The organism is Bifidobacterium merycicum DSM 6492, assembly GCF_900129045.1.
In the GTDB taxonomy this organism is placed as follows: Bacteria; Actinomycetota; Actinomycetes; order Actinomycetales; family Bifidobacteriaceae; genus Bifidobacterium; species Bifidobacterium merycicum.
In genome coordinates this window covers 276,997-294,843 of record NZ_FQTX01000002.1, presented here as the reverse complement: position 1 = coordinate 294,843, position 17,847 = coordinate 276,997, and the positions used below count along the sequence as shown (strand labels likewise).

Here is a 17,847-nt window from a genome sequence, read left to right as displayed (position 1 = left end):
CTGCTGGTGCGCTATTCGTTGATGGACTTATCCATGCTCGGCTTGGAACGCTTGGCGACGATGGTCGCGTTGTCCACGACCCACTGCTTGTCGACGTACTTCGGGAGCACGTTCGCGTCAACCGCACGATACACGTACAGACCGTTGGCGGTTGTGGACTCGTCGCTGTTGTTGGTGACCTCGACGTAGTAGCCGCCGATGGCAAGACCGTTGATGGTGACGCTGTTGCCCGTGTTCTTCGCGCTTCCGGCAACGGTGGCCAGCTTGCCGCTGGCGCCCAGCTTGTCGAAGAACTCGGCGATTTCGCCGGTGGTCTCGTTGTTGGCGATGCCGGAGGTGGTTTCGCCTTCGACATTCGGCAGACCTTCATATTCCCCGGTCACGGAGTTATCGGCTCCGATGTACTCGGGGAAGTTGCTCTTGACCCATCCAGTGATAGCGAAGTTCCAGGTGAACTCCGGGGTCTCCGGCTGATCGGTGTCGTAGTCATAGTTCACGTCGATGATCTTGTACGCCTTGGCGGTCACGTCAACGCTCTCACCGGAGTCGGCAAGGTTGCTGACGGTGATGCTGCCGGTGGAGGTTTCCTCCAAAGCGCTCGCGGCAGAGGTGATTCCGAGACCACCTACCGTTGCTGCGGTGACGATGGCTACTGCGGCGACGATGCCTTTTCTCAACTGTTCTACTGGCATGATGCCCTCCTTCGGACTTGTATTCGTGGTTATTGCACCCGGCGTTTCTCCCGCCGGCTTCTGTCGATGATGGTTGTTTGATGGTGGTTCGGTCGACGCGGGTCCGACCGGTGCACGAGCCGCACCGAGGCGGACCGGGCCCGCGTCGACTGGTGTATCGGCTTACACCGTGGCAGCCGGTTCCTGCGAGTCGCGCATCCTCCTGACTGTTATCACGGTTCCGGCAAGCACAAGCGTCGCACCTGCCAGAGTGAAGATCATCAGCCCTCGTCCGCCCGTCGACGGAACGGACGTAGCATGATAGTTCACCACGGAAAGGCCCTGCTCCTCACTGGTCTCGAATGCCGGCGGTTTGGCGCCGTCCGTGACCGCGGTAATGACGAGCTGTTCCTTTTCGGTTTTGCTCATATCAATGACGACGTTCCATTGGCCCTTGGGCTTGAGGCAACCGTCTGGGGTCTTGGTCTCGAGGAGACGGTAGTCGCCTTCCATGAGCCCGCCGAATTTCACCTTGCCGTCGCCACCGCTGGTCTGTATGTCGATGCGCTGCCACTTGCCGGGGCTGAGCCGGTCGAGTGGTGTGGCCTTGCAGGTCTCATCGCAGTCGCCGTCGTAGCGGTACAGCTGGAATTCGGCACCGGCGAGCGCGTCGCCGCTTTCGCCGTCTTTCTTGGTAAATTCGAAGTCGGTTGTCTTCTCGGTGTTGGTGAAGGTGGCGTCGCGGTCGGTTTGCGATCGTACTGCCACGACGGGCACGTTCTCCGGGTCGGTTTCGGCGCTGTAGGCGTGCAGTTTCTCTATTCCGTTCACGTAGACGCGCAAGGTCAGACCGTTGGTTATGCCGTATTGGTATTCCTCTTTTTCGGTGATACGCAAACGGATGCTGTAGGTCGTGGTGTCGTAGTCGTACCGCGGGTTGCCGGTGTTGACTTCGCTCATCTTATAGGTGTAGAGGACTCCCTCGGGGTTCTTTCTCGCTTGTTCGCTCAGGCTCTTCCACCAGTCGGCGGTGAAGGTGAGCGGCGACCATGTGGCGGTGCCGTCGGCTCCCACCTCGACGGTGGCCTGGCTGAACGTGGTGGCGCCCTTTGCCGCGGAGGCGGCGTCCGGTTCCAAGTTGAACTTGAATTCGCCGGCTTTCACCTGTTGCTTCTCGCCGTTCCTGAGCAGTTTCTTGGTGGCGTTGAACGTGACTTGGAGCGGTTTCACTTCGTCTCGTTGGACGTTCTGGTCGCCGTTTCCGTCGTTGGAGACGATGAAGTTGTTGAGGGTGTCGGCGCTGGTGGAATCGTGGTAGATGGCGACGGTGTTGACGTTGTAGTAGTCGGTGGTCTTGGTCATCTTCGAGTTGTCGATGATGTCGTTGACGTAGTCGCTTACCTTACCGAGGGCGTTGGCGTCGCTGCTTTTCAGCAGTGTTGTGCCGGTGCCGTCGGTGAGTGTGGATTCCTGTCGTTCCAGTTGATAGCCTTCGGGCAGCGTGGCGCCTTCGCTTGCGACGGCGGAGAAGGTCACCTGGTTGCCGCCGTTCTTCATGAACAGGTCGGCGCCGCCGTCGTAGTCGGAGGCGTTTCTGGTGGATTGCGCGCTTGCGGTGCTGCCATCCGTGCCTCTGAGAAGCATCGGATCGCCCGATCTGGCGTAATCGTATTGACTGCGATTTGCATTCGGGTTGGCTTGGCCTCTGGGCAGCGTCAGGCGTCTGGTGGAATGCACCCATTCGTCGCTGTCGGAGGCATCGGCCTTGATGGAATCGGCGGTAACGGTCTGCTGCGCGCCTTCACCGCCGGTCACCTGGGTGACGAGGTCGGCCGCCACGCGCACCTTGACGTGCACGTCGCTGTTGGACGGCGTGTAGCCTGCCGGGGCCTTGGTCTCTTCGAGCAGGTAGAGTCCACACCGTCCTTGGATCCGGGCACGCCACGCACGGTGAAGGTGCCTTCCCTGTTGGTGACGAGTCGCAGGGCCTTGGACTTGTCGGTGGTGGTGACCAATGCGCCATTGTCGTCGGTGTCGATCCAATAGGCATCATCACGGTGTGTGCCGGTGAGATACTTGCCGTCGGTGGTCTTCAACACGTATTCAGCGTTCTTCAGAACGACGGCGGGATTGCCGGAGCTGGTTTTCTTGAATTTGAAATCGCCCAGTACCTTGGTGGTGCCGCTCTGCTTGACCGTGCTCAGATAGTTCACCGATAGGTGATAGCCGTAGCTGAAGGAGTAAACATCGCGGTTATGCTGGCTATCGGCATTGATGACTATGTATTCATAACCTACTTGCCGGTACAATTGGCCGTCCGCCGCTTCGTTGCCTCCAGCGGTGGCGGTGAAGCCTATCTGGGTTTTGCTTCCCACGGTCAGCCCGTTGACGGTATTGTAGTTTTCCTTATCCTTGTCGGCAGACTCGTCGAAAATCGGCACCGTACACGCGTCCATGTCATTCGCCGAGCCGTTATCATTGCACAGCTTGTAGATGTCTCCGAGGAATTTCACTTTCTTGCCACCTTCGCCGTCACGCACATAGGTGACCGTTGCGTGATGGCACATATCCTGCGTGACGGAATAGGACTACGTCGGGTTTTTGGCAAATTGTAGGATCTCCCCTGCCTCTCCGGGAAAATGATGCTCGGGAAAATGTGAAGGTTGTTATACGTCAATTCCAAATCAGGAATGCTGGCCCCGGCATCGATGCCAGGGAAGGCGAACGTCTGTAAGCCTACACCTTCCCCTCTGGGGGTGTTCTTCGCGGTGATCGTTTCCAGATTGGTCAGGTGCTGGATGCCGTTAAGGAGCTTGATGCGGTCTTCCTTCTCATTGAACGTCCCCGCGGCTATCTTCTGTTTCCTCCATGCATCATAGGCACTGTACAGGTCCCACGTATTGTTGGCATTGTCATCGCCGGTCATCCAGGAGAGAATATCCAAGGTTGCACTGTCGGACAGATCCACACCCCTAAATTCCCTCTTGATTTCCTGATCGATCAGGAAGCGCAGCACCCGGTCATAGAAGATGTGGTTCATGTCATCATCCCAGCTGGGAGGCAGGATGACCTCGCCATTGACGGCATTGGCCTGGGCGGCCGTGGTGATGCGTGGGGCCAACATGATTTTCGTGTTATCGATGACTACCGTGCTGGCAGTTTTCATGTCATCGTTTTTCTTGTCCGCTTCACCGGCCTGCGTGCCGCTGGCCACCTCATTCGTCGCGGCGTTGACCGTTTCCCCGGTGGCGTTGTTCCGTTGGCTATCGGCGGTTCCGCCGTTCTCCTCGGATTTGCCTGCGACGGGCGTATCGCTTGCGCCGTCTTCCTTGATGGCGCCATTGTTTGTGCCGTTCGTGCTGATTACGGCGTTCACACCGCTCGTACCGTCGATGGGGCCGGAGCCTTGGGGCGTTGCCGCGACATTCCCCTCCCCCCTGTTGGATGGACACCTCCGAAACGGATTCGTCGTCGTATTGCGCGGTGCCCACGGTGCCGTTACCGACGGCATACGCGCAAGTGGGTGCGAGGAATCCCACGATCATGCCCAGCGTGATCACGACTCCCACGTAGGTTCTGAGGGACCTTCGTCGTACCGTTCCGGCCGTTCTCGGACCGTTTTCGGCTCTGCCGAAGCCCGTGTTCCTCAGCTTCGCCATGATCTCCTCCTTCCGTTGTGTGTCACCCGGGACGGCCGTGCCATCATGGTCGGAATCCGTTCCGGACGACTTCTTATTCGTAATGGGCATGCCGGCGGCCACCGGAGAACCGTGTCCTTGCAGGCTGCAATGCCTGTCTGGATAGTCTTCTCCCATGAATACCCGAATTGTGATGATTATGATGATTACGCTGATCCCGATTTTGTCCGGTGTCGGCAATCCCTTGTCCCTTGTATGGACGCTCCCAACGTAGCAAAAGACCGATGGCTCAAAGTCCGGCGATAATCCGGACGATACTGAACATCATGACATGGTTTATCTGTTTATCGAATCACTAAACCGACACGGGATATATACCGCGCGTCCCCACAGAGCAGAGGGGTGTGAACGTTTGCCGTCCGAAAGACGTCAAATCGCCTTTTATCACGACGTTCAGAGAGAACTGGACAAAACGTCAATCCCTACGCCCCCTTCACAGAATCTTCACATAAGCTGTCGTGAAATGAACACTTCAATGTATTATGTCAATAACCGGCATGCAAAACCGCGACAATTCAAGCCGGAGCAGCCCGCGCGCCATACCACGAAAGCATACGGATTCGCGTCGGCAAAGCGGCAGGACGCATCTAAAACCGTCAAGTTACGCCTATAGACGTTCACACAAACATACGCGCAAACATGCAAAAACATGCAAAAACGGCGTGTTGCCGGTCCGGGAGTGCTCCCGGACCGGCAACACGCCGATATCCAACCGGAGAAACGAAGATCAGAACAGGTGACGCTGCTCCGGCTTGTCCTCGCTCATGAGCAGCATGAAACTCCTGGACTGGGCGGTGATCGCGAACCCGGCCTCGTAGTTGAGCTCGGGGCCATCCGGGTTATGCGTGTCCACCACCAACTTCCACCGACTGCCGTAGCTTTCGTCCGGCAGCGTGAACTGGATGGGCTCGTAGTGGGCGTTGAAAATCAGGATGAAGTCGTTGTCGACCGTGGCGTTGCCGTAATAATCCATCTCGGGAATGTCGGCGCCGTTCAGGTACACCATCATCGAGAACGCATGCGTGTTCTGCCAGTCGTTCATATCCATGATGGAACCGGTATGGTCGAACCATTCGATCTGCGGGATCGCATCCGGATCGTCGCCGCTGGTACGCCCGGTGAAGAACCTACGGCGGTGCAGCACCGGATGTTCCAGACGCAAGTGGATCAGCTTCGACACGAACGCGAGCAGATCCTTGCGGTCGTCATCCAGATCCCAGTGCGTCCAGGAGATCTCGTTGTCCTGGCAGTAGGCGTTGTTGTTGCCCTGCTGGGTGCGCGCCACCTCGTCGCCGCCGCAGATCATCGGAATGCCCTGGCTGAACAGCAGCGTGGAGAACATGTTACGCATCTGACGTTGGCGAAGCTCGTTCACATCGCGGATGGTGGTCTCGCCTTCCACGCCGCAGTTCCACGACCGGTTGTTGCTTTCACCGTCGCGGTTGCCTTCACCGTTCGCATCATTGTGCTTCTCGTTGTAGCTCACCAGATCGTTAAGCGTGAAACCGTCGTGCGCGGTGATGAAATTCACCGACGCGACCGGTCGGCGGCCGTTCACCTCATACAGGTCGGAGCTGCCCATAAGGCGGGACGCGAACTCCGGCAGCGTGGACGGCTGCGAGCGCCAGAAGTCGCGTACGCAGTCGCGGTAGCGGCCGTTCCATTCGGACCAGCTGGAGGGGAATCCGCCGACCTGGTAGCCGCCGGAGCCGAGGTCCCATGGTTCGGCGATGAGTTTGACGCGGCTGATGACGGGATCTTGTTCGACGATGTCGAAGAAGGCGGAGAGTTTGTCGACTTCCTGGAACTGGCGTGCGAGGGTGGCTGCAAGGTCGAAGCGGAAGCCGTCGACGTGCATTTCGGTGACCCAGTAGCGCAGGCTGTCGGTGATGAGCTGCAGGGCGTGCGGGGAGCGCATGAGCAGCGAGTTGCCGGTGCCTGTGGTGTCGAAGTAGTGGTATGGGTCGTTGTCGACGAGACGGTAGTAGGCCTGGTTGTCGATGCCTTTGAAGCTTAGGGTGGGGCCCATGTGGTTGCCTTCGGCGGTGTGGTTGTAGACCACGTCGAGGATGACTTCCATGCCTGCGCGGTGGTAGGCCTTGACCATGGATTTGAACTCGTTGACCTGCTGGCCGCGTTCGCCCACGCTGGAGTAGGCGTTGTGTGGCGCGAAGAATCCGATGGTGTTGTATCCCCAGTAGTTGCTGAGGCCTTTCTGCTGGAGGAAGGAGTCGTTGACGAACTGGTGGATGGGCATGAGTTCGATGGCGGTGACGCCGAGCTTCTTGAGGTAGTCGATGACGGACGGGTATGCGAGGCCCGCGTAGGTGCCTCGGATGTCCGGGGGGACATCCTGGTTGAGGTTGGTCATGCCGCGTACGTGTGCCTCGTAGATGACCGAGTCGTGGTATGAGATGCCCGGGTGTTGGTCGCTGCCCCAGTCGAAGTAGGGGTTGACGACGACGGACTTCATGGTGTGCGCCGCGGAGTCCTGGGTGTTGATGGCGTTGATGTCTCCCGGGTTGGACATGTCGTAGGAGAACAGGCTCGGATCGTCGTCGATGTTGCCTTCGATGGCTTTGGCGTACGGGTCGAGCAGGAGCTTCGAGGGGTTGCAGCGTTGGCCTTGCGCGGGGTTGTATGGCCCGTAGACGCGGTAGCCGTAGCGTTGGCCCGGCTGCAGGCCGGGTATGTAGTTGTGCCAGACGTAGGAGTTCTGCTCCGTCATCTCGACGCGTGTTTCGTGGTCGTCTTCGTCGAACAGGCAGAGTTCGACTTTTTCGGCCACCTGGGAGAATAATGCGAAATTCACGCCGGCGCCATCGTAGCTTGCGCCGAGCGGATACATGGATCCCGGTCGTATATGCATGCTACACATTATCCCACGCGCCCTGCCCCTGTGCTTCGTTTTTGTGACTTCCGCCACAAGATGCCCCCATCTTGCCGCGTGTTTCCGGTGGGGTTGCGGGTTGGTTGGAGGGTGGTTGTGTGTGGTTGGAGGGGCGTGGGATCAGGCGTTTTCGCGGAGTCTGCGGATGTGTTCGTGTTGGATGGCGATGACGGAGTTGCTTGCGGTCACGTGCGTGGCGAGGAGTTCGTTCCAGCCGACCCATGCCGATTCCACGTGTTCATCCTGGTCGAAATGGCGTTCGACGCGGTTGAATCCGTCCAAGTGGATCACCATGATGTGGGCGAGTTCGTCGGTCATGCCTTCGGAGGAGTAGCAGTCGATGACGTGATCGATGCGTATGCGATCCGGCGCGATGGGTGTCACGCCGGTCTCCTCGCGCAGTTCGCGCAATGCAGCCTCGCGCGCGTCCTCGCCGTCGTCCATCAGCCCGGCAGGCAGTCCGTAGGCGAACGAATCGTTGCCGATACGGTATTCGCGTTCGATGAGGTAACGGTCCGTGAGCGTGTCGTGCACGAGCATCACCACGCATGGCGCGTGACGCAATACCTGACGGCGGATTCGGACGAGTTCGCCGCTCGTGGTGGTCAAGCCTACGACCGTGTCCTCCACGCGGAAGATCGCCCCGCGGTAGACTTCATGGCTTTCCAAGAGTTTCGCCGGAACGGACATGTCGATGCCGTCACCATGGGCGGCGAGCCGCGCGTCCACCGCGCTTCCCGTGGTGGTGGCGCCCTTCGCCTGCCCGTTTCTCTCCACGGTTGTGTCCGTAATCTCGCTCATGGTTTTCCCGTTCCTTCCTGCCGTGCCGTCCGGGTCACCGTTGTGCGGCGTCGGCCTTCGCTAATCGCCGATTGCTGATTGCCGATCAACAGCTGTTGGTTGCTTCGCTAGCCGCCGGTCACTCGGCTGTTACAGGACCGGTGGCGCTGGCGATGCCCGCGCTGTTGATGAGCCATGTCCATGGGTCCGTGGTGGTGCGGATCCAGTTCGTTTCCACCTCTTCGCCGGTGGTTGCGGCGAGGGCTGCGGGCACATCCTCGGTCGCGTAGTTGAACCACATGGATTCGATGGCCGCATGCGGAGTGTTGATGAAGCATGGGCGCACGTGCGGTTCGCCTTGGCCGGGCTCGCCGTGCCCGAGCTCGATGCCTTCGGCGCGCATGGCGGCCTCGTAGCGGGCTTGTTCGATGGCGTCGGTGACAGGATGATGGCGCAGGTCGCTGGTCACGTACACGTCCGCGCCGGTGGCACGCACCTCGTCGAACAGGGAGTCGCCGGAACCGGGCAGTATCGCGACGGTGGAGACGAGGGTGTCCGGGTCGCCGCACATTTGGATGCCGAGCGCGGTGGCCATGCCATGCTCGTTGACTTCAGCATGGACACGGCGGGCGAACGCCCCCAAGGTCATGGGCTTGCTCAAGCGCCCCACGCGCCCCAAACCGACGGGGTGGGGCGCGGTCGGATCGTCGATGGGTGCAAGCGGCTTCTGGTCGATGAGGCCGAAGTAGTCGGCGGCGGCCTGGCCCACGCCACGCCACGCCGCGTCCGCGTTGGTGTGCCCCACCCATAGGGCGCAACCGGCGCGGTTGAGCTTGGTGACGAGATCGCCGCGGAAACCGAGACCGGAGACTTGGTGCACAGAGCGGAAGAAGAGCGGATGGTGGGTGATGAGCAGATCCGCGCCCCAAGCGATGGCCTGATCGATGATGGCGCTAGTCGGGTCGGCGGCGAAGGCGATGCGCGTGACCGGCTGGCGCAGGTCGCCCACGATGAGGCCCGGTTCATCCCAGTTTTCCGCGTATCGCAGCGGGTAGAGCGTTTCCAGTACGTCGACGACCTGCTTGAGCCTCATCATGTCCCTTTCCGCATGTTTTGTTTTCCCATGTGCCTTTCCAAGCTTGTTCCCGGGAAGGCACACGCGTTGTTTTCAGTTCATCAGTGGGCAGCGAGCTGCCAGTCCGCGCCTACACCCGTGGACACGTCCAACGGCACATCCAGATGCACGGCGTTTTCCATGGCGTCGCGCACCAGGGCAGTCACCTGTTCGGTCTCCCCCGGCGCGATCTCCACCACGAGTTCATCGTGGATCTGCAGGATGATGCGGCTGTTCATACCCGCATCCGCCAGCGCCTTGCTCGCCCGAATCATCGCGATCTTCATGATGTCCGCCGCACTGCCTTGGATCGGCGCATTCAACGCCGCGCGTTCGGCCGCGTCCCGGGCCGCACGGTTCGTGGACCGCAGGGCTGGGAAATAGCGCCTGCGCCCGAACATCGTTTCGGTGTAGCCAAGCTCACGCGCCCTGCTCACGCAGGATTCCAGGAAATCATGCACCTTGCCGAACGTGGCGAAATACTTCGCCTTGAGCGCATCCGCTTCGCTGGGGCGGATCTTGAGCTGCTGCGCGAGACCGTACGAGCTCAGACCGTAGGCCAAGCCGTAGCTCATCGCCTTCACGTGGCTGCGCTGGTCGGGCGTGATCTGATCGACCGGCACGCCGTGCACGAGGCTCGCCACGTACTTGTGGAAATCGACGCCGCTCTTGAACGCTTCGATCAGCGACTCGTCGCCGGACAGGTGCGCCATGATGCGCAGTTCGACCTGCGAGTAATCGCAACTCATCAGCGATTCGAATCCTTCACCCGGCACGAACGCGGATCGGATCTCACGCCCGGCGGCGTTACGGTTCGGAATGTTCTGCAGGTTCGGGTCCACGGAGCTCAGGCGTCCGGTCGCGGCCACGGTCTGTTCGAACGTGGTGTGGATGCGCTCGTCGGACGGATTGGTGGCGTCGATGAGCGTGGCGACGATCTGCTTGAGCTTATTCGTTTCACGGTGCTTGAGCAGTGCGCCGAGGAATCCGCTGGCGCGTTCATCGGACGCGTAGTTGAAGTAGAGCTTCTGCAGGGCGTCCGCGTTGGTGGTGTAGCCGCCGGTCTTCGTACGCTTGGTGGGTTTGAGGCCCATGTCTTCGAAGAGGAGCTTGCCCAACTGCTTGGGGCTTTGCAGGTTCACGTTCGTGCCCGCGAAATCCCATGCGATCTCCTGCGCCTGACGGGCTTCCGCGGCGAAGGTGTCGCGCATGGTGTCGAGACGATGCATGTCGACCTTCGCGCCTTGCGATTCCATGCCGTACAGCACACGGGATACGGGCAGTTCGAGGCTGCGCAGCAGGCCGAACTGTTCGCGCTGGTCGAGTTGCGGCGCGAGCGTCCTAGCGAGTTCGGCGATGATGCCCACATGCTGCAGCAGGGTCGAGGTCTGCGACTCCTCCCCCACCGTGTTGGTGTCGTCATCCAGATCGAGCAGCCCTTGGGTGGCTTCCTCCTTCTTCTCCTCCACGTGGAGGTCGAGGAAGTGGGCGGCGGCCTGTTCGAGCGTGTCCGCATGGAAGTCGGGCTGCACGAGGTAGCCGGCGAGCTTGGTGTCGAACAGGGGTTGCGGCAGGCTGATGCCGAGGGATGCGAACAGGTGCAGTTGTTCCTTGTACCCGTGCATGACCATGGCGCCTGCGTACTTGGCGAGGATGTCGTTCAGCGCGTCGCGTAATGCGGCGTCCGGCAGGGCGTTCCCGCGTATTTCGATGACGAGCACGGCATCACCATGCTGCAGGGTGATCGCGTTCGCTGTGACGCGGCCCGGCTTGGCGTTGCCGGATGCGTTGATGACCCATGAGTGTTCGACGTCACCGTTGCAGCGCAGCGCATGATCGATGGAGAATCGTCCGTCGGACTCATCGTTACCGGCATCGGTGAGCACGCCAGTCGGGTTCGGCAGGTGCTTGGCCACCCATGTGTTCAGGGTTTCGGCGTCCTGCGCGTGTTCCACGTCGGAGATCTCGATGCCTTTGCCGTTGCCGTTCTCGCCGACGCCCGTGCCGCCATTGGATTTCGGCGCCACTCCCCCGTTGAAGGTCTTGAGGACGCGGGATTTGGTGCGGGAACCGAACTCCAGCGAGGAGAACAGTTCGTTGAGCTTGTCCACGTCGATGCCGCCAAAGGTCAGATCATCGACGGAGACTCCCAGGTCGATGTCGCGCACCAGAGCGTTGACCTTGCGGTTGAGTTTCACCTGGTCGAGGTTCGCACGCAGCGCCTCGCCCTTCTTGCCGCCGATCTCCTCGGCGTGTTCGCAGATGCTTTCGAGCGAGCCATACTGGTTGATCCATTTGGCGGCGAATCCGTCGCCCACGCCCGGCACGCCGGGGATGTTGTCGGCGGTTTCGCCTCGCAGCGCGGCCAGATCTGGGTACTGCGCGGGTGTCACCTTGTATTTGGCGAGCACCTCCTCGGGCGTCATGTGCTTCAGGTCCTTGAAGTGATGCCCCGGGTACAGTACGGTGATCCAGTCGTCCACGAGCTGGAATGCGTCTCGGTCGCCGGACAGGACAAGCGTCTTGTATTTCGCCTGTTCGCCCATCGTGGCGAGCGTGCCGATCACGTCATCGCCTTCGAATCCCGGCTTTTCGATGTAGGTGACACCCAGCGCGTCGAGCATCTGTTGGATGATCGGCAGCTGGCTGAGCAGGTTCTCGGGGGCGGCGTCGCGCGTGCCCTTGTACTGCGGCAGCATGGTGTTGCGGAACGTGCCGCCTTTGACGTCGAATGCGACGGCGAGATGGTCGGGCTTCTCCGCGTCGATCACCTGGGCGAGCATGGTCGCGAAGCCCCAGACCGCGTTGGTGGCCTGACCGGAGGAGGTGGAGAAGTTTTCCACGGGAAGAGCGAAGAACGCGCGGAACGCCAGCGAATGGCCATCAACGACCAGCAGCGTTCCGCGCGTTTCGTCGGATACGGTATCAATCATAGGTTCGGTATCGGTTTGATTCTCAGTGATCGTCGCGTGCGGGCTTGGGATCGCTGTACTTCTCGATGATGGCCATGGCCAGATGCTTCTTCGGGATGCGCTGATCCATGGAGGTCTTCTGAATCCAACGGAACGCGCCCTGTTCGGAGAAGTCGGCCTTGTCCATCAGCAGACCCTTCGCACGGTCGATGAGCTTGCGCTCTTCCAGCGTTTCCTGAGCCTTCTGCAGATCGGCCTGCGCCTTGGCCAGCTCGTCTTCGGTGGCCTTGAGCTTGGCTTCGGAACGCTCCACGTTGTCGAGCAGGTCGTTGATTTCGGCGAAACGACCCATGGCGACTTCAAGAGCCGGAATAAGCTTGGATTCCTCGTACGGCTTGGTCACGTAAGCCATGGCGCCGGCGCCGGTGGACTTCTTGACCAGGTCGGGCTGGGAGAATGCGGTCAGCATGACCACGGGGGCGATGTTCTCGTCGCAGATGATGCCGGCTGCGGTGATGCCGTCCATGCGCGGCATCTTGACGTCCATGCAGACCACGTCAGGGCGCTTGCTGCGGGCGAGCTCAACGGCTTCCTCACCGTTGGCGGCCTCGCCAACGACCTCGTAGCCGTTGTCCTCAAGCATGCCGACCAGATCCATACGGTTCACGGACTCGTCTTCGGCGACCACGACGGTACGCTTGCGATTCTCATTCTCCTCGGGAGCCTCTTCGGCACGGGCGGCGGCCTGCAGCTCCTCGGCCGTCAGCACGGGTTCCATTCCCTCTTCGCTTGTGCTAGACACCATAAATCAACCTCGTTTCTTTGGACTCGAAAACGCTCCAAATGTAACTCTCAAGCCACCACAATAACACAATAAGCGGGCCAGCCAAGGGCTTTACGTCAAACCATTGATTCACATTATGAGACATCCCCGTGGGGCTCCCCTTTTCACCTACCTTGCCGCCCCTTTCCCCAGAATCAGACAAAACCCACCCCACCCCGTCCGAAAACGAGGACGCAGCCCCGACCGCTTTCCCAGAATCAGACAGAATCCAGCTAATTCTGTCTGAAAATGGGACGCGGCCCCGCACGCTTTTGTCCAGTTAGTTTGTCCGGTTAGATATGACATGCCCTTATACGGGCAGGCTAAGATTCCTTCAGACAGGAGAAGGGGTCAGACAAGCGGAAAGGAAGAGTGAGCCGCAATGGCGAAGAATCGGACAGCATTCTCGAGACCTGTGATCTTCACGGATTTCGACGGCGTACTCAACACGTTCCCCGACAGCAAGGTGCTGCGCCGCGGCGGAGTGAACAAGGTACTGTCATGGGCGAAACCCGACAGCCCGTACGCGAAGCTGTATGACCCGGCGAACGCATTCCACACGGACGGCAACGAGGTGGCGCACACGCCCGAAGGCTCGTGGCGCATCCACTGGTCGAGCGAGCTGTCCGATGCCATGTACCGGCTTGCGGCAGATGGCCTTGCGGAACTCTACTGGCTGTCCACCTGGCAGCCATACTGCGAGCAACAACTCGACCCGCTGCTCGGCTGGGATCCCCAGCTGGTGGAAGTCGTCACCTGGTACGATCCGATTACGAACGCGTGGCGCGGCACCGGCAAATGGCAGACGATTCTGCGCCATGCCAACATCGAAAACCGCATGGACAGGCCGGCTCCGCTCGTCTGGATCGACGATGACGAATGCACCGCGCAGCGGGCACGGCAACTGGAGGAGCTGCAACCGAAAGCGCCGATTCTCATGATCCGCCCGGATTACCGCATCGGCATCAGCCGCCGCCAGTGGAAGCTGATTGACACGTTCGTCCGTCAGCCGGAACAGTTCAGCGCCGTCACATTTGATATGGAACCCTCCTGCGCGACGCAGAACATCCATCACGGTTTCTGAAAGACGAAACCGGAGATGGGGCAACGGCGGAAAACAACATGCCGCTATTTTCCGCCCCAACCACTGTCTTTTTGTTCCCATACGGCATACGTAAGGCGAGCGATTGCGGGAATCCGTTCCTCCAATCGCCCGCCTTTCAGGTGTCGGAACCGGCAAGCGGCTCAGCGCAAACCGGCACACACCACCTCGGAACAGTACCGGTCACCAGTACGGATCGTCATCATCCTCGTCGGGGATGAGATCCTCCTCGTAGTACCATTCGCGCGACACGATCTTCAGGCCGTCCCGAAGCCCGTCGTCATCACCGGCCAAACCGTTGATGATCGCGCAGCCTTCCAGCTGGTCCTTGTCCTCGAACCAGACGGCGTTCTCCGCATCGAACTCCCAGGACGTGTCACGGCCGTCAAGGTCCGCGTCGAAGAAGTACGCACCGTCCTCATCGCGACGGATCGCGTACTCAATTCCTCCGGGCTGTGCGCCTTCACGATATGCCATTCCAATCCCCTTTCATGAGGTCGTTGTTCCTTACATCAGGTATTAACCGGACAATTCGCCGGCATCCTGTGTCATGCGTCCCGAACGGCATCAGTCGGCATTCCTTCAAAACGTTCTAAGACACGAATCATTTGTCCGGTTATACGAAGTAGAGGCCGATGAAGCCCGGCGGAAACCGGTAAAAACCGAAAGAGGCCAGCAAGGCAGGCGGGACGCATGTATGGGAGTGCGTCCACTGTTTGCAGAAAGGAACATGCGAATATGAACACCGCGGTCAATACGGAATCGTCCAGCAGCTATATCGTTTGGGTTGGCAACGCGACGATGCACGATGCCGTCGAACACGTCCAGGAGCAGATTGACAACATCGGTTTCCTTGCCGCCTGCTATGAGGTGATTCGCCCCGTCTGCATCCGTTACTGCGTATCATCGCGCCGCTATTTCAAGCGTTATATGCCTCTCTACAGTCAGCCGGACAATGAAAGGGAACGACCTGTGGCCGATCTCCAGCAATGCTGGGAGGCCGCAACCATGGACGAAATGCGCGAGAATCAGCCGATCAACATGCAAACCTTCTCCTACGAATTCGCGACGTTCGACGTTGGCAAGAATGGTCGATCTATTGAGAGCAGGGAACTGTCCAATTCCCATTGGGCCACCGCGCATTACGAGGAGCTTGTTGAAAACGGGCTCATCTCCGACGATAGGTATGACGAATACGACCCCATGCTTCTGCTGTTGCACGATCGGACGACGGGCAATGTTCTTCTGCTTCCCGACCAGTCCGCCATCATCATCAATCAGTGGAGCAGCGGTTGGGGCATGGAGACTTCGGTCGTGGATGGCATCTCGCTGTCTGAACTTATGGGACGTTATCCGAAGCTGTTCGATGACAGTCCGGTTGATGAATGCGACATGATGTCGGAGATTCTTGCGCTGGAAGAACAGCTGAACCGTATTTGCGGTTCCTTGTACGACAACAACCAGAAGAAGGAGCACAAATGACCTGTACCATTACCCGTTCGCCGCTGATTGAGCGCACCAAGTCCCAGGAGATGCCCCTCACCCGAATCACGTTCATGTTCGATGCTGTTGAAGGCGAAAGCGTCACCGGGACTTCCCTCCGATCGCTTTGCCCGATGATCATCATGATGACGAGGATCGCCAGTACGATTACTGGTATGGGGAGTGCGAGGGGAAGGCGGAATACCGCATCTCCTGGCTTGACTGCGACGACTTGAATGTGCATTACGAGAAGCAGCTTTGTGCACGCCACTACCTGCTGTACCTGCATTATGTGATCGACGCGATGGATGCCAACATCAATGTGCCCAATCCGGCAGAGGACTGGGACAAATACAAGCTGGCGTTGCGCTGTTACCTCGATCACGTCACGCATTTGGGTGCGTAGATCAGTGCCTCGATGTGGTCGATGGGACGTTCAGCGCTCATGCTCCCATTGGGCACGCGTGATACGACGGATCGCCTCGTCATGGTATTCGTCGATCAGTGGGAAATACACATGGTCACGCGTGCGCACGATTCGCAGACCGAGCTTGTCCATCACCCGCGAAGACTGCTTGTTGTTTACGTCGTGCGTACCCCAGATCGCTTCGAGCCCCAAATCCTCGAACCCGTACCGCATCAGCTCCCGGGCTGCTTCGGGAACCAATCCCCTACCCCAGTACGGTTCACCAATCCAGTAACCGATCTCCAACGCACCCCGGTTCTCCTCGGCGCTGGGTGCGATGATGCCGGACAACGGCTTGAGTCCGATGCTGCCTACCGGCTCGCCGGTCGCGGAAAGCACGACCGCATAGGTTTCATCGGTAGAGAGCACACCGCGAATGATCGCAGCACTATCCTCAACACTGCGATGCGCCGGCCAACCCGCCCTCGGACCGATATGTGGATTGGAAGCCAACGAGAACAAGACGCGTGTCTCATCGGCATCCCCGACCTTCCAGGGACGCAGGGTCAAACGTTCGGTAGTCAACACCTCAGTCATGCCCGACACCCTACCACGCGCTGGCGATGGCATCGCAAACAGACAAACAGTATTCAACGCTCGCGATGTTCACTGTAAGCATATTCACGCAATCCATGAAAACCACGTATGCGGTTTCGCACCTTTGAATATATGAAAACTAGTCAAAAGAACTGGAATTGTATAGTAATTAGCGTTCTGGTATCAGATTTCTATGCCCGTGTATGCACTATGACATGGAATCACAATCTGGCGGACGCACATGAATGGCGCGACCTCGTCTTTTACGGGATCTCATGGCGAAGATGCAACAAGCCGGTGAATCCAGGGGCGAACTCATCGCCCAGCAGAAAGCATTGATTCCCAAGTTGAAGCAGGAACTGGAAAACCAAGTCGACATAGTCTTCAGCTATATCACGGTCATCCTCGCCGCATTCGCGATATTGCTTCTGATCGACATACTCCGGGTGTACAGGAGGAAAGAGCTCCTTCCAGCCTATGAGAGGCTGGCATCAATCATGGAAGGCGAAAGCCGAACCACCAGCAAGGAGCCCTCGCATATCCGCAAAGCCCTTCTGAGCATCGGCCAAGGACTCAGTAGCCACCCCGTCATCTGCGGTGCCGTCATGATACTCAGCTACATATCCCTATGTTTTCTTCTCGATAATTTCAAAAGCATGGCTATCATTAGCGTTAAAACACAGCTGTCGCTGTTGTTAGCTAACGGATGACGCCTGATTGCGGACGCCTGATGTGACAAACGAATCATCGCGCCGCTTAACCGCCGCTTAACCGCCGTTCAACCGTCACCCGCGACTCAAGGAACAGCAAGGAGACGATCATGACCGGCATTAATCCGCCAACAACCCCAGCAACCCAATCCGCACCCGTTCCCGCTCCCGCGCGACTCGAAGCAGGCCAAGCGGCACCGGATTTCACACTCCCCTCCGACACCGGCGACACCGTCACACTTTCCGCATTGCATGGCAAGAACATCATCCTGTATTTCTACCCGGCGGCGATGACCCCCGGCTGCACCACCGAAGCATGCGACTTCCGTGACAATCTCGCACGCCTCTCCTCCCGCGGATTCACCGTGTTCGGCGTATCGAAGGACCGATTGGACAAGCTCGTCCGATTCCGCGAGCGCGATCATCTGACGTTCCCGCTGTTGTCGGATCCTGATCTGACCGCGCATCGTTTGTATGGTGCGTATGGTGAGAAGAAGTTGTATGGCAAGGTTCGTGAGGGTGTGATCCGTTCGACTTTCGTGATTGATGGTGAGGGTGTGATTCGTGTCGCCCGGTACAACGTGCGTGCGAAGGGGCATGTTGATTCGTTGCTGCGGGCGTTGGACAAGCTTGATGATCAGGAGTGGCTGCGGCGGTAGGTT

Annotated in this window: 16 protein-coding genes; 5 read left to right on the top strand and 11 right to left on the bottom strand. The window is 59.1% G+C overall.

The features are described 5' to 3' along the window. Positions 1–11 precede the first annotated feature (11 nt). The 9 genes from BUB29_RS03775 to BUB29_RS03735 all read right to left on the bottom strand — a co-directional run bounded on the left by BUB29_RS03775 (position 12) and on the right by BUB29_RS03735 (position 12,870). The gene (locus BUB29_RS03775) at positions 12–692 is read right to left on the bottom strand and encodes a hypothetical protein (protein ID WP_143155143.1); all 681 of its coding nucleotides are present in this window, start codon (positions 690–692) and stop codon (positions 12–14) included. A 162-nt stretch (positions 693–854) separates the two neighbouring features. Beyond that, positions 855–2,510, bottom strand: coding sequence for a SpaA isopeptide-forming pilin-related protein (locus tag BUB29_RS03770; RefSeq protein WP_033521691.1), 1,656 nt, complete (start codon positions 2,508–2,510; stop codon positions 855–857). After that, positions 2,483–3,184: a hypothetical protein gene (locus tag BUB29_RS03765; RefSeq protein ID WP_143155142.1), complete on the bottom strand. Its 702-nt coding sequence runs from the start codon at positions 3,182–3,184 to the stop codon at positions 2,483–2,485. Before BUB29_RS03765 ends, BUB29_RS03770 begins: the two co-directional genes overlap by 28 nt. Further along, positions 3,181–4,047: a hypothetical protein gene (locus BUB29_RS03760; RefSeq protein ID WP_033521695.1), complete on the bottom strand. Its 867-nt coding sequence runs from the start codon at positions 4,045–4,047 to the stop codon at positions 3,181–3,183. The genes BUB29_RS03765 and BUB29_RS03760 overlap by 4 nt, the downstream gene beginning before the upstream one ends. A gap of 1,049 nt (positions 4,048–5,096) precedes the next feature. Next, positions 5,097–7,238, bottom strand: a complete 2,142-nt coding sequence (gene glgX / locus BUB29_RS03755; protein WP_107315230.1) for a glycogen debranching protein GlgX — start codon at positions 7,236–7,238, stop codon at positions 5,097–5,099. 141 nt (positions 7,239–7,379) lie between these two features. Then, the gene (locus tag BUB29_RS03750; protein WP_051914905.1) at positions 7,380–7,949 is read right to left on the bottom strand and encodes an NUDIX hydrolase; all 570 of its coding nucleotides are present in this window, start codon (positions 7,947–7,949) and stop codon (positions 7,380–7,382) included. A 229-nt stretch (positions 7,950–8,178) separates the two neighbouring features. After that, positions 8,179–9,135 (bottom strand): Nif3-like dinuclear metal center hexameric protein, encoded by a 957-nt coding sequence (locus BUB29_RS03745; RefSeq protein WP_051914869.1) that lies wholly within the window; start codon positions 9,133–9,135, stop codon positions 8,179–8,181. An 80-nt stretch (positions 9,136–9,215) separates the two neighbouring features. Beyond that, on the bottom strand, positions 9,216–12,086 hold the full coding sequence (polA, locus tag BUB29_RS03740) for a DNA polymerase I (RefSeq protein ID WP_033521697.1): 2,871 nt from the start codon (positions 12,084–12,086) through the stop codon (positions 9,216–9,218). Positions 12,087–12,108: 22 nt separating this feature from the next. Then, positions 12,109–12,870, bottom strand: coding sequence for an ANTAR domain-containing response regulator (locus BUB29_RS03735; RefSeq protein WP_033521699.1), 762 nt, complete (start codon positions 12,868–12,870; stop codon positions 12,109–12,111). Between the two features lie 400 nt (positions 12,871–13,270). On the opposite strand from BUB29_RS03735, the gene BUB29_RS03730 reads away from it, so the two are divergent. After that, positions 13,271–13,972, top strand: a complete 702-nt coding sequence (locus tag BUB29_RS03730; protein ID WP_033521701.1) for an HAD domain-containing protein — start codon at positions 13,271–13,273, stop codon at positions 13,970–13,972. Between the two features lie 201 nt (positions 13,973–14,173). On the opposite strand, the gene BUB29_RS03725 is transcribed toward BUB29_RS03730, so the two are convergent. After that, positions 14,174–14,467 carry a hypothetical protein gene (locus BUB29_RS03725; RefSeq protein WP_033521703.1) on the bottom strand — a complete coding sequence of 98 codons (294 nt, stop codon included), beginning with the start codon at positions 14,465–14,467 and terminating at the stop codon, positions 14,174–14,176. 261 nt (positions 14,468–14,728) lie between these two features. Between BUB29_RS03725 and BUB29_RS03720 the strand changes: the two genes are divergently transcribed. Beyond that, a complete protein-coding gene (locus BUB29_RS03720; RefSeq protein ID WP_033521705.1) occupies positions 14,729–15,472 on the top strand; it encodes a hypothetical protein in 744 nt (247 codons plus the stop codon). A 127-nt stretch (positions 15,473–15,599) separates the two neighbouring features. Next, entirely contained in the window at positions 15,600–15,878 is a 279-nt protein-coding gene (locus BUB29_RS03715) for a hypothetical protein (RefSeq protein WP_033521706.1), read from the top strand. Between the two features lie 30 nt (positions 15,879–15,908). On the opposite strand, the gene BUB29_RS03710 is transcribed toward BUB29_RS03715, so the two are convergent. Further along, positions 15,909–16,475, bottom strand: coding sequence for a GNAT family N-acetyltransferase (locus tag BUB29_RS03710; RefSeq protein ID WP_033521708.1), 567 nt, complete (start codon positions 16,473–16,475; stop codon positions 15,909–15,911). 275 nt (positions 16,476–16,750) lie between these two features. Between BUB29_RS03710 and BUB29_RS03705 the strand changes: the two genes are divergently transcribed. Both BUB29_RS03705 and bcp read left to right on the top strand, forming a co-directional pair. Then, a complete protein-coding gene (locus BUB29_RS03705; RefSeq protein ID WP_143155141.1) occupies positions 16,751–17,185 on the top strand; it encodes a hypothetical protein in 435 nt (144 codons plus the stop codon). Positions 17,186–17,295: 110 nt separating this feature from the next. Then, a complete protein-coding gene (bcp, locus tag BUB29_RS03700; protein ID WP_033521711.1) occupies positions 17,296–17,844 on the top strand; it encodes a thioredoxin-dependent thiol peroxidase in 549 nt (182 codons plus the stop codon). Positions 17,845–17,847: the final 3 nt, after the last annotated feature.

What these genes read in the sequence shown, in the direction of transcription:
- BUB29_RS03775 (WP_143155143.1), bottom strand. Translation starts at nt 692, where the DNA reads ATGCCAGTAGAACAGTTGAGAAAAGGCATCGTCGCCGCAGTAGCCATC.
- glgX (WP_107315230.1), bottom strand. Translation starts at nt 7,238, where the DNA reads ATGCATATACGACCGGGATCCATGTATCCGCTCGGCGCAAGCTACGAT.
- BUB29_RS03750 (WP_051914905.1), bottom strand. Translation starts at nt 7,949, where the DNA reads ATGTCCGTTCCGGCGAAACTCTTGGAAAGCCATGAAGTCTACCGCGGG.
- BUB29_RS03745 (WP_051914869.1), bottom strand. Translation starts at nt 9,135, where the DNA reads ATGATGAGGCTCAAGCAGGTCGTCGACGTACTGGAAACGCTCTACCCG.
- polA (WP_033521697.1), bottom strand. Translation starts at nt 12,086, where the DNA reads ATGATTGATACCGTATCCGACGAAACGCGCGGAACGCTGCTGGTCGTT.
- BUB29_RS03735 (WP_033521699.1), bottom strand. Translation starts at nt 12,870, where the DNA reads ATGGTGTCTAGCACAAGCGAAGAGGGAATGGAACCCGTGCTGACGGCC.
- BUB29_RS03730 (WP_033521701.1), top strand. Translation starts at nt 13,271, where the DNA reads ATGGCGAAGAATCGGACAGCATTCTCGAGACCTGTGATCTTCACGGAT.
- BUB29_RS03725 (WP_033521703.1), bottom strand. Translation starts at nt 14,467, where the DNA reads ATGGCATATCGTGAAGGCGCACAGCCCGGAGGAATTGAGTACGCGATC.
- BUB29_RS03720 (WP_033521705.1), top strand. Translation starts at nt 14,729, where the DNA reads ATGAACACCGCGGTCAATACGGAATCGTCCAGCAGCTATATCGTTTGG.
- BUB29_RS03710 (WP_033521708.1), bottom strand. Translation starts at nt 16,475, where the DNA reads ATGACTGAGGTGTTGACTACCGAACGTTTGACCCTGCGTCCCTGGAAG.
- BUB29_RS03705 (WP_143155141.1), top strand. Translation starts at nt 16,751, where the DNA reads ATGGCGAAGATGCAACAAGCCGGTGAATCCAGGGGCGAACTCATCGCC.
- bcp (WP_033521711.1), top strand. Translation starts at nt 17,296, where the DNA reads ATGACCGGCATTAATCCGCCAACAACCCCAGCAACCCAATCCGCACCC.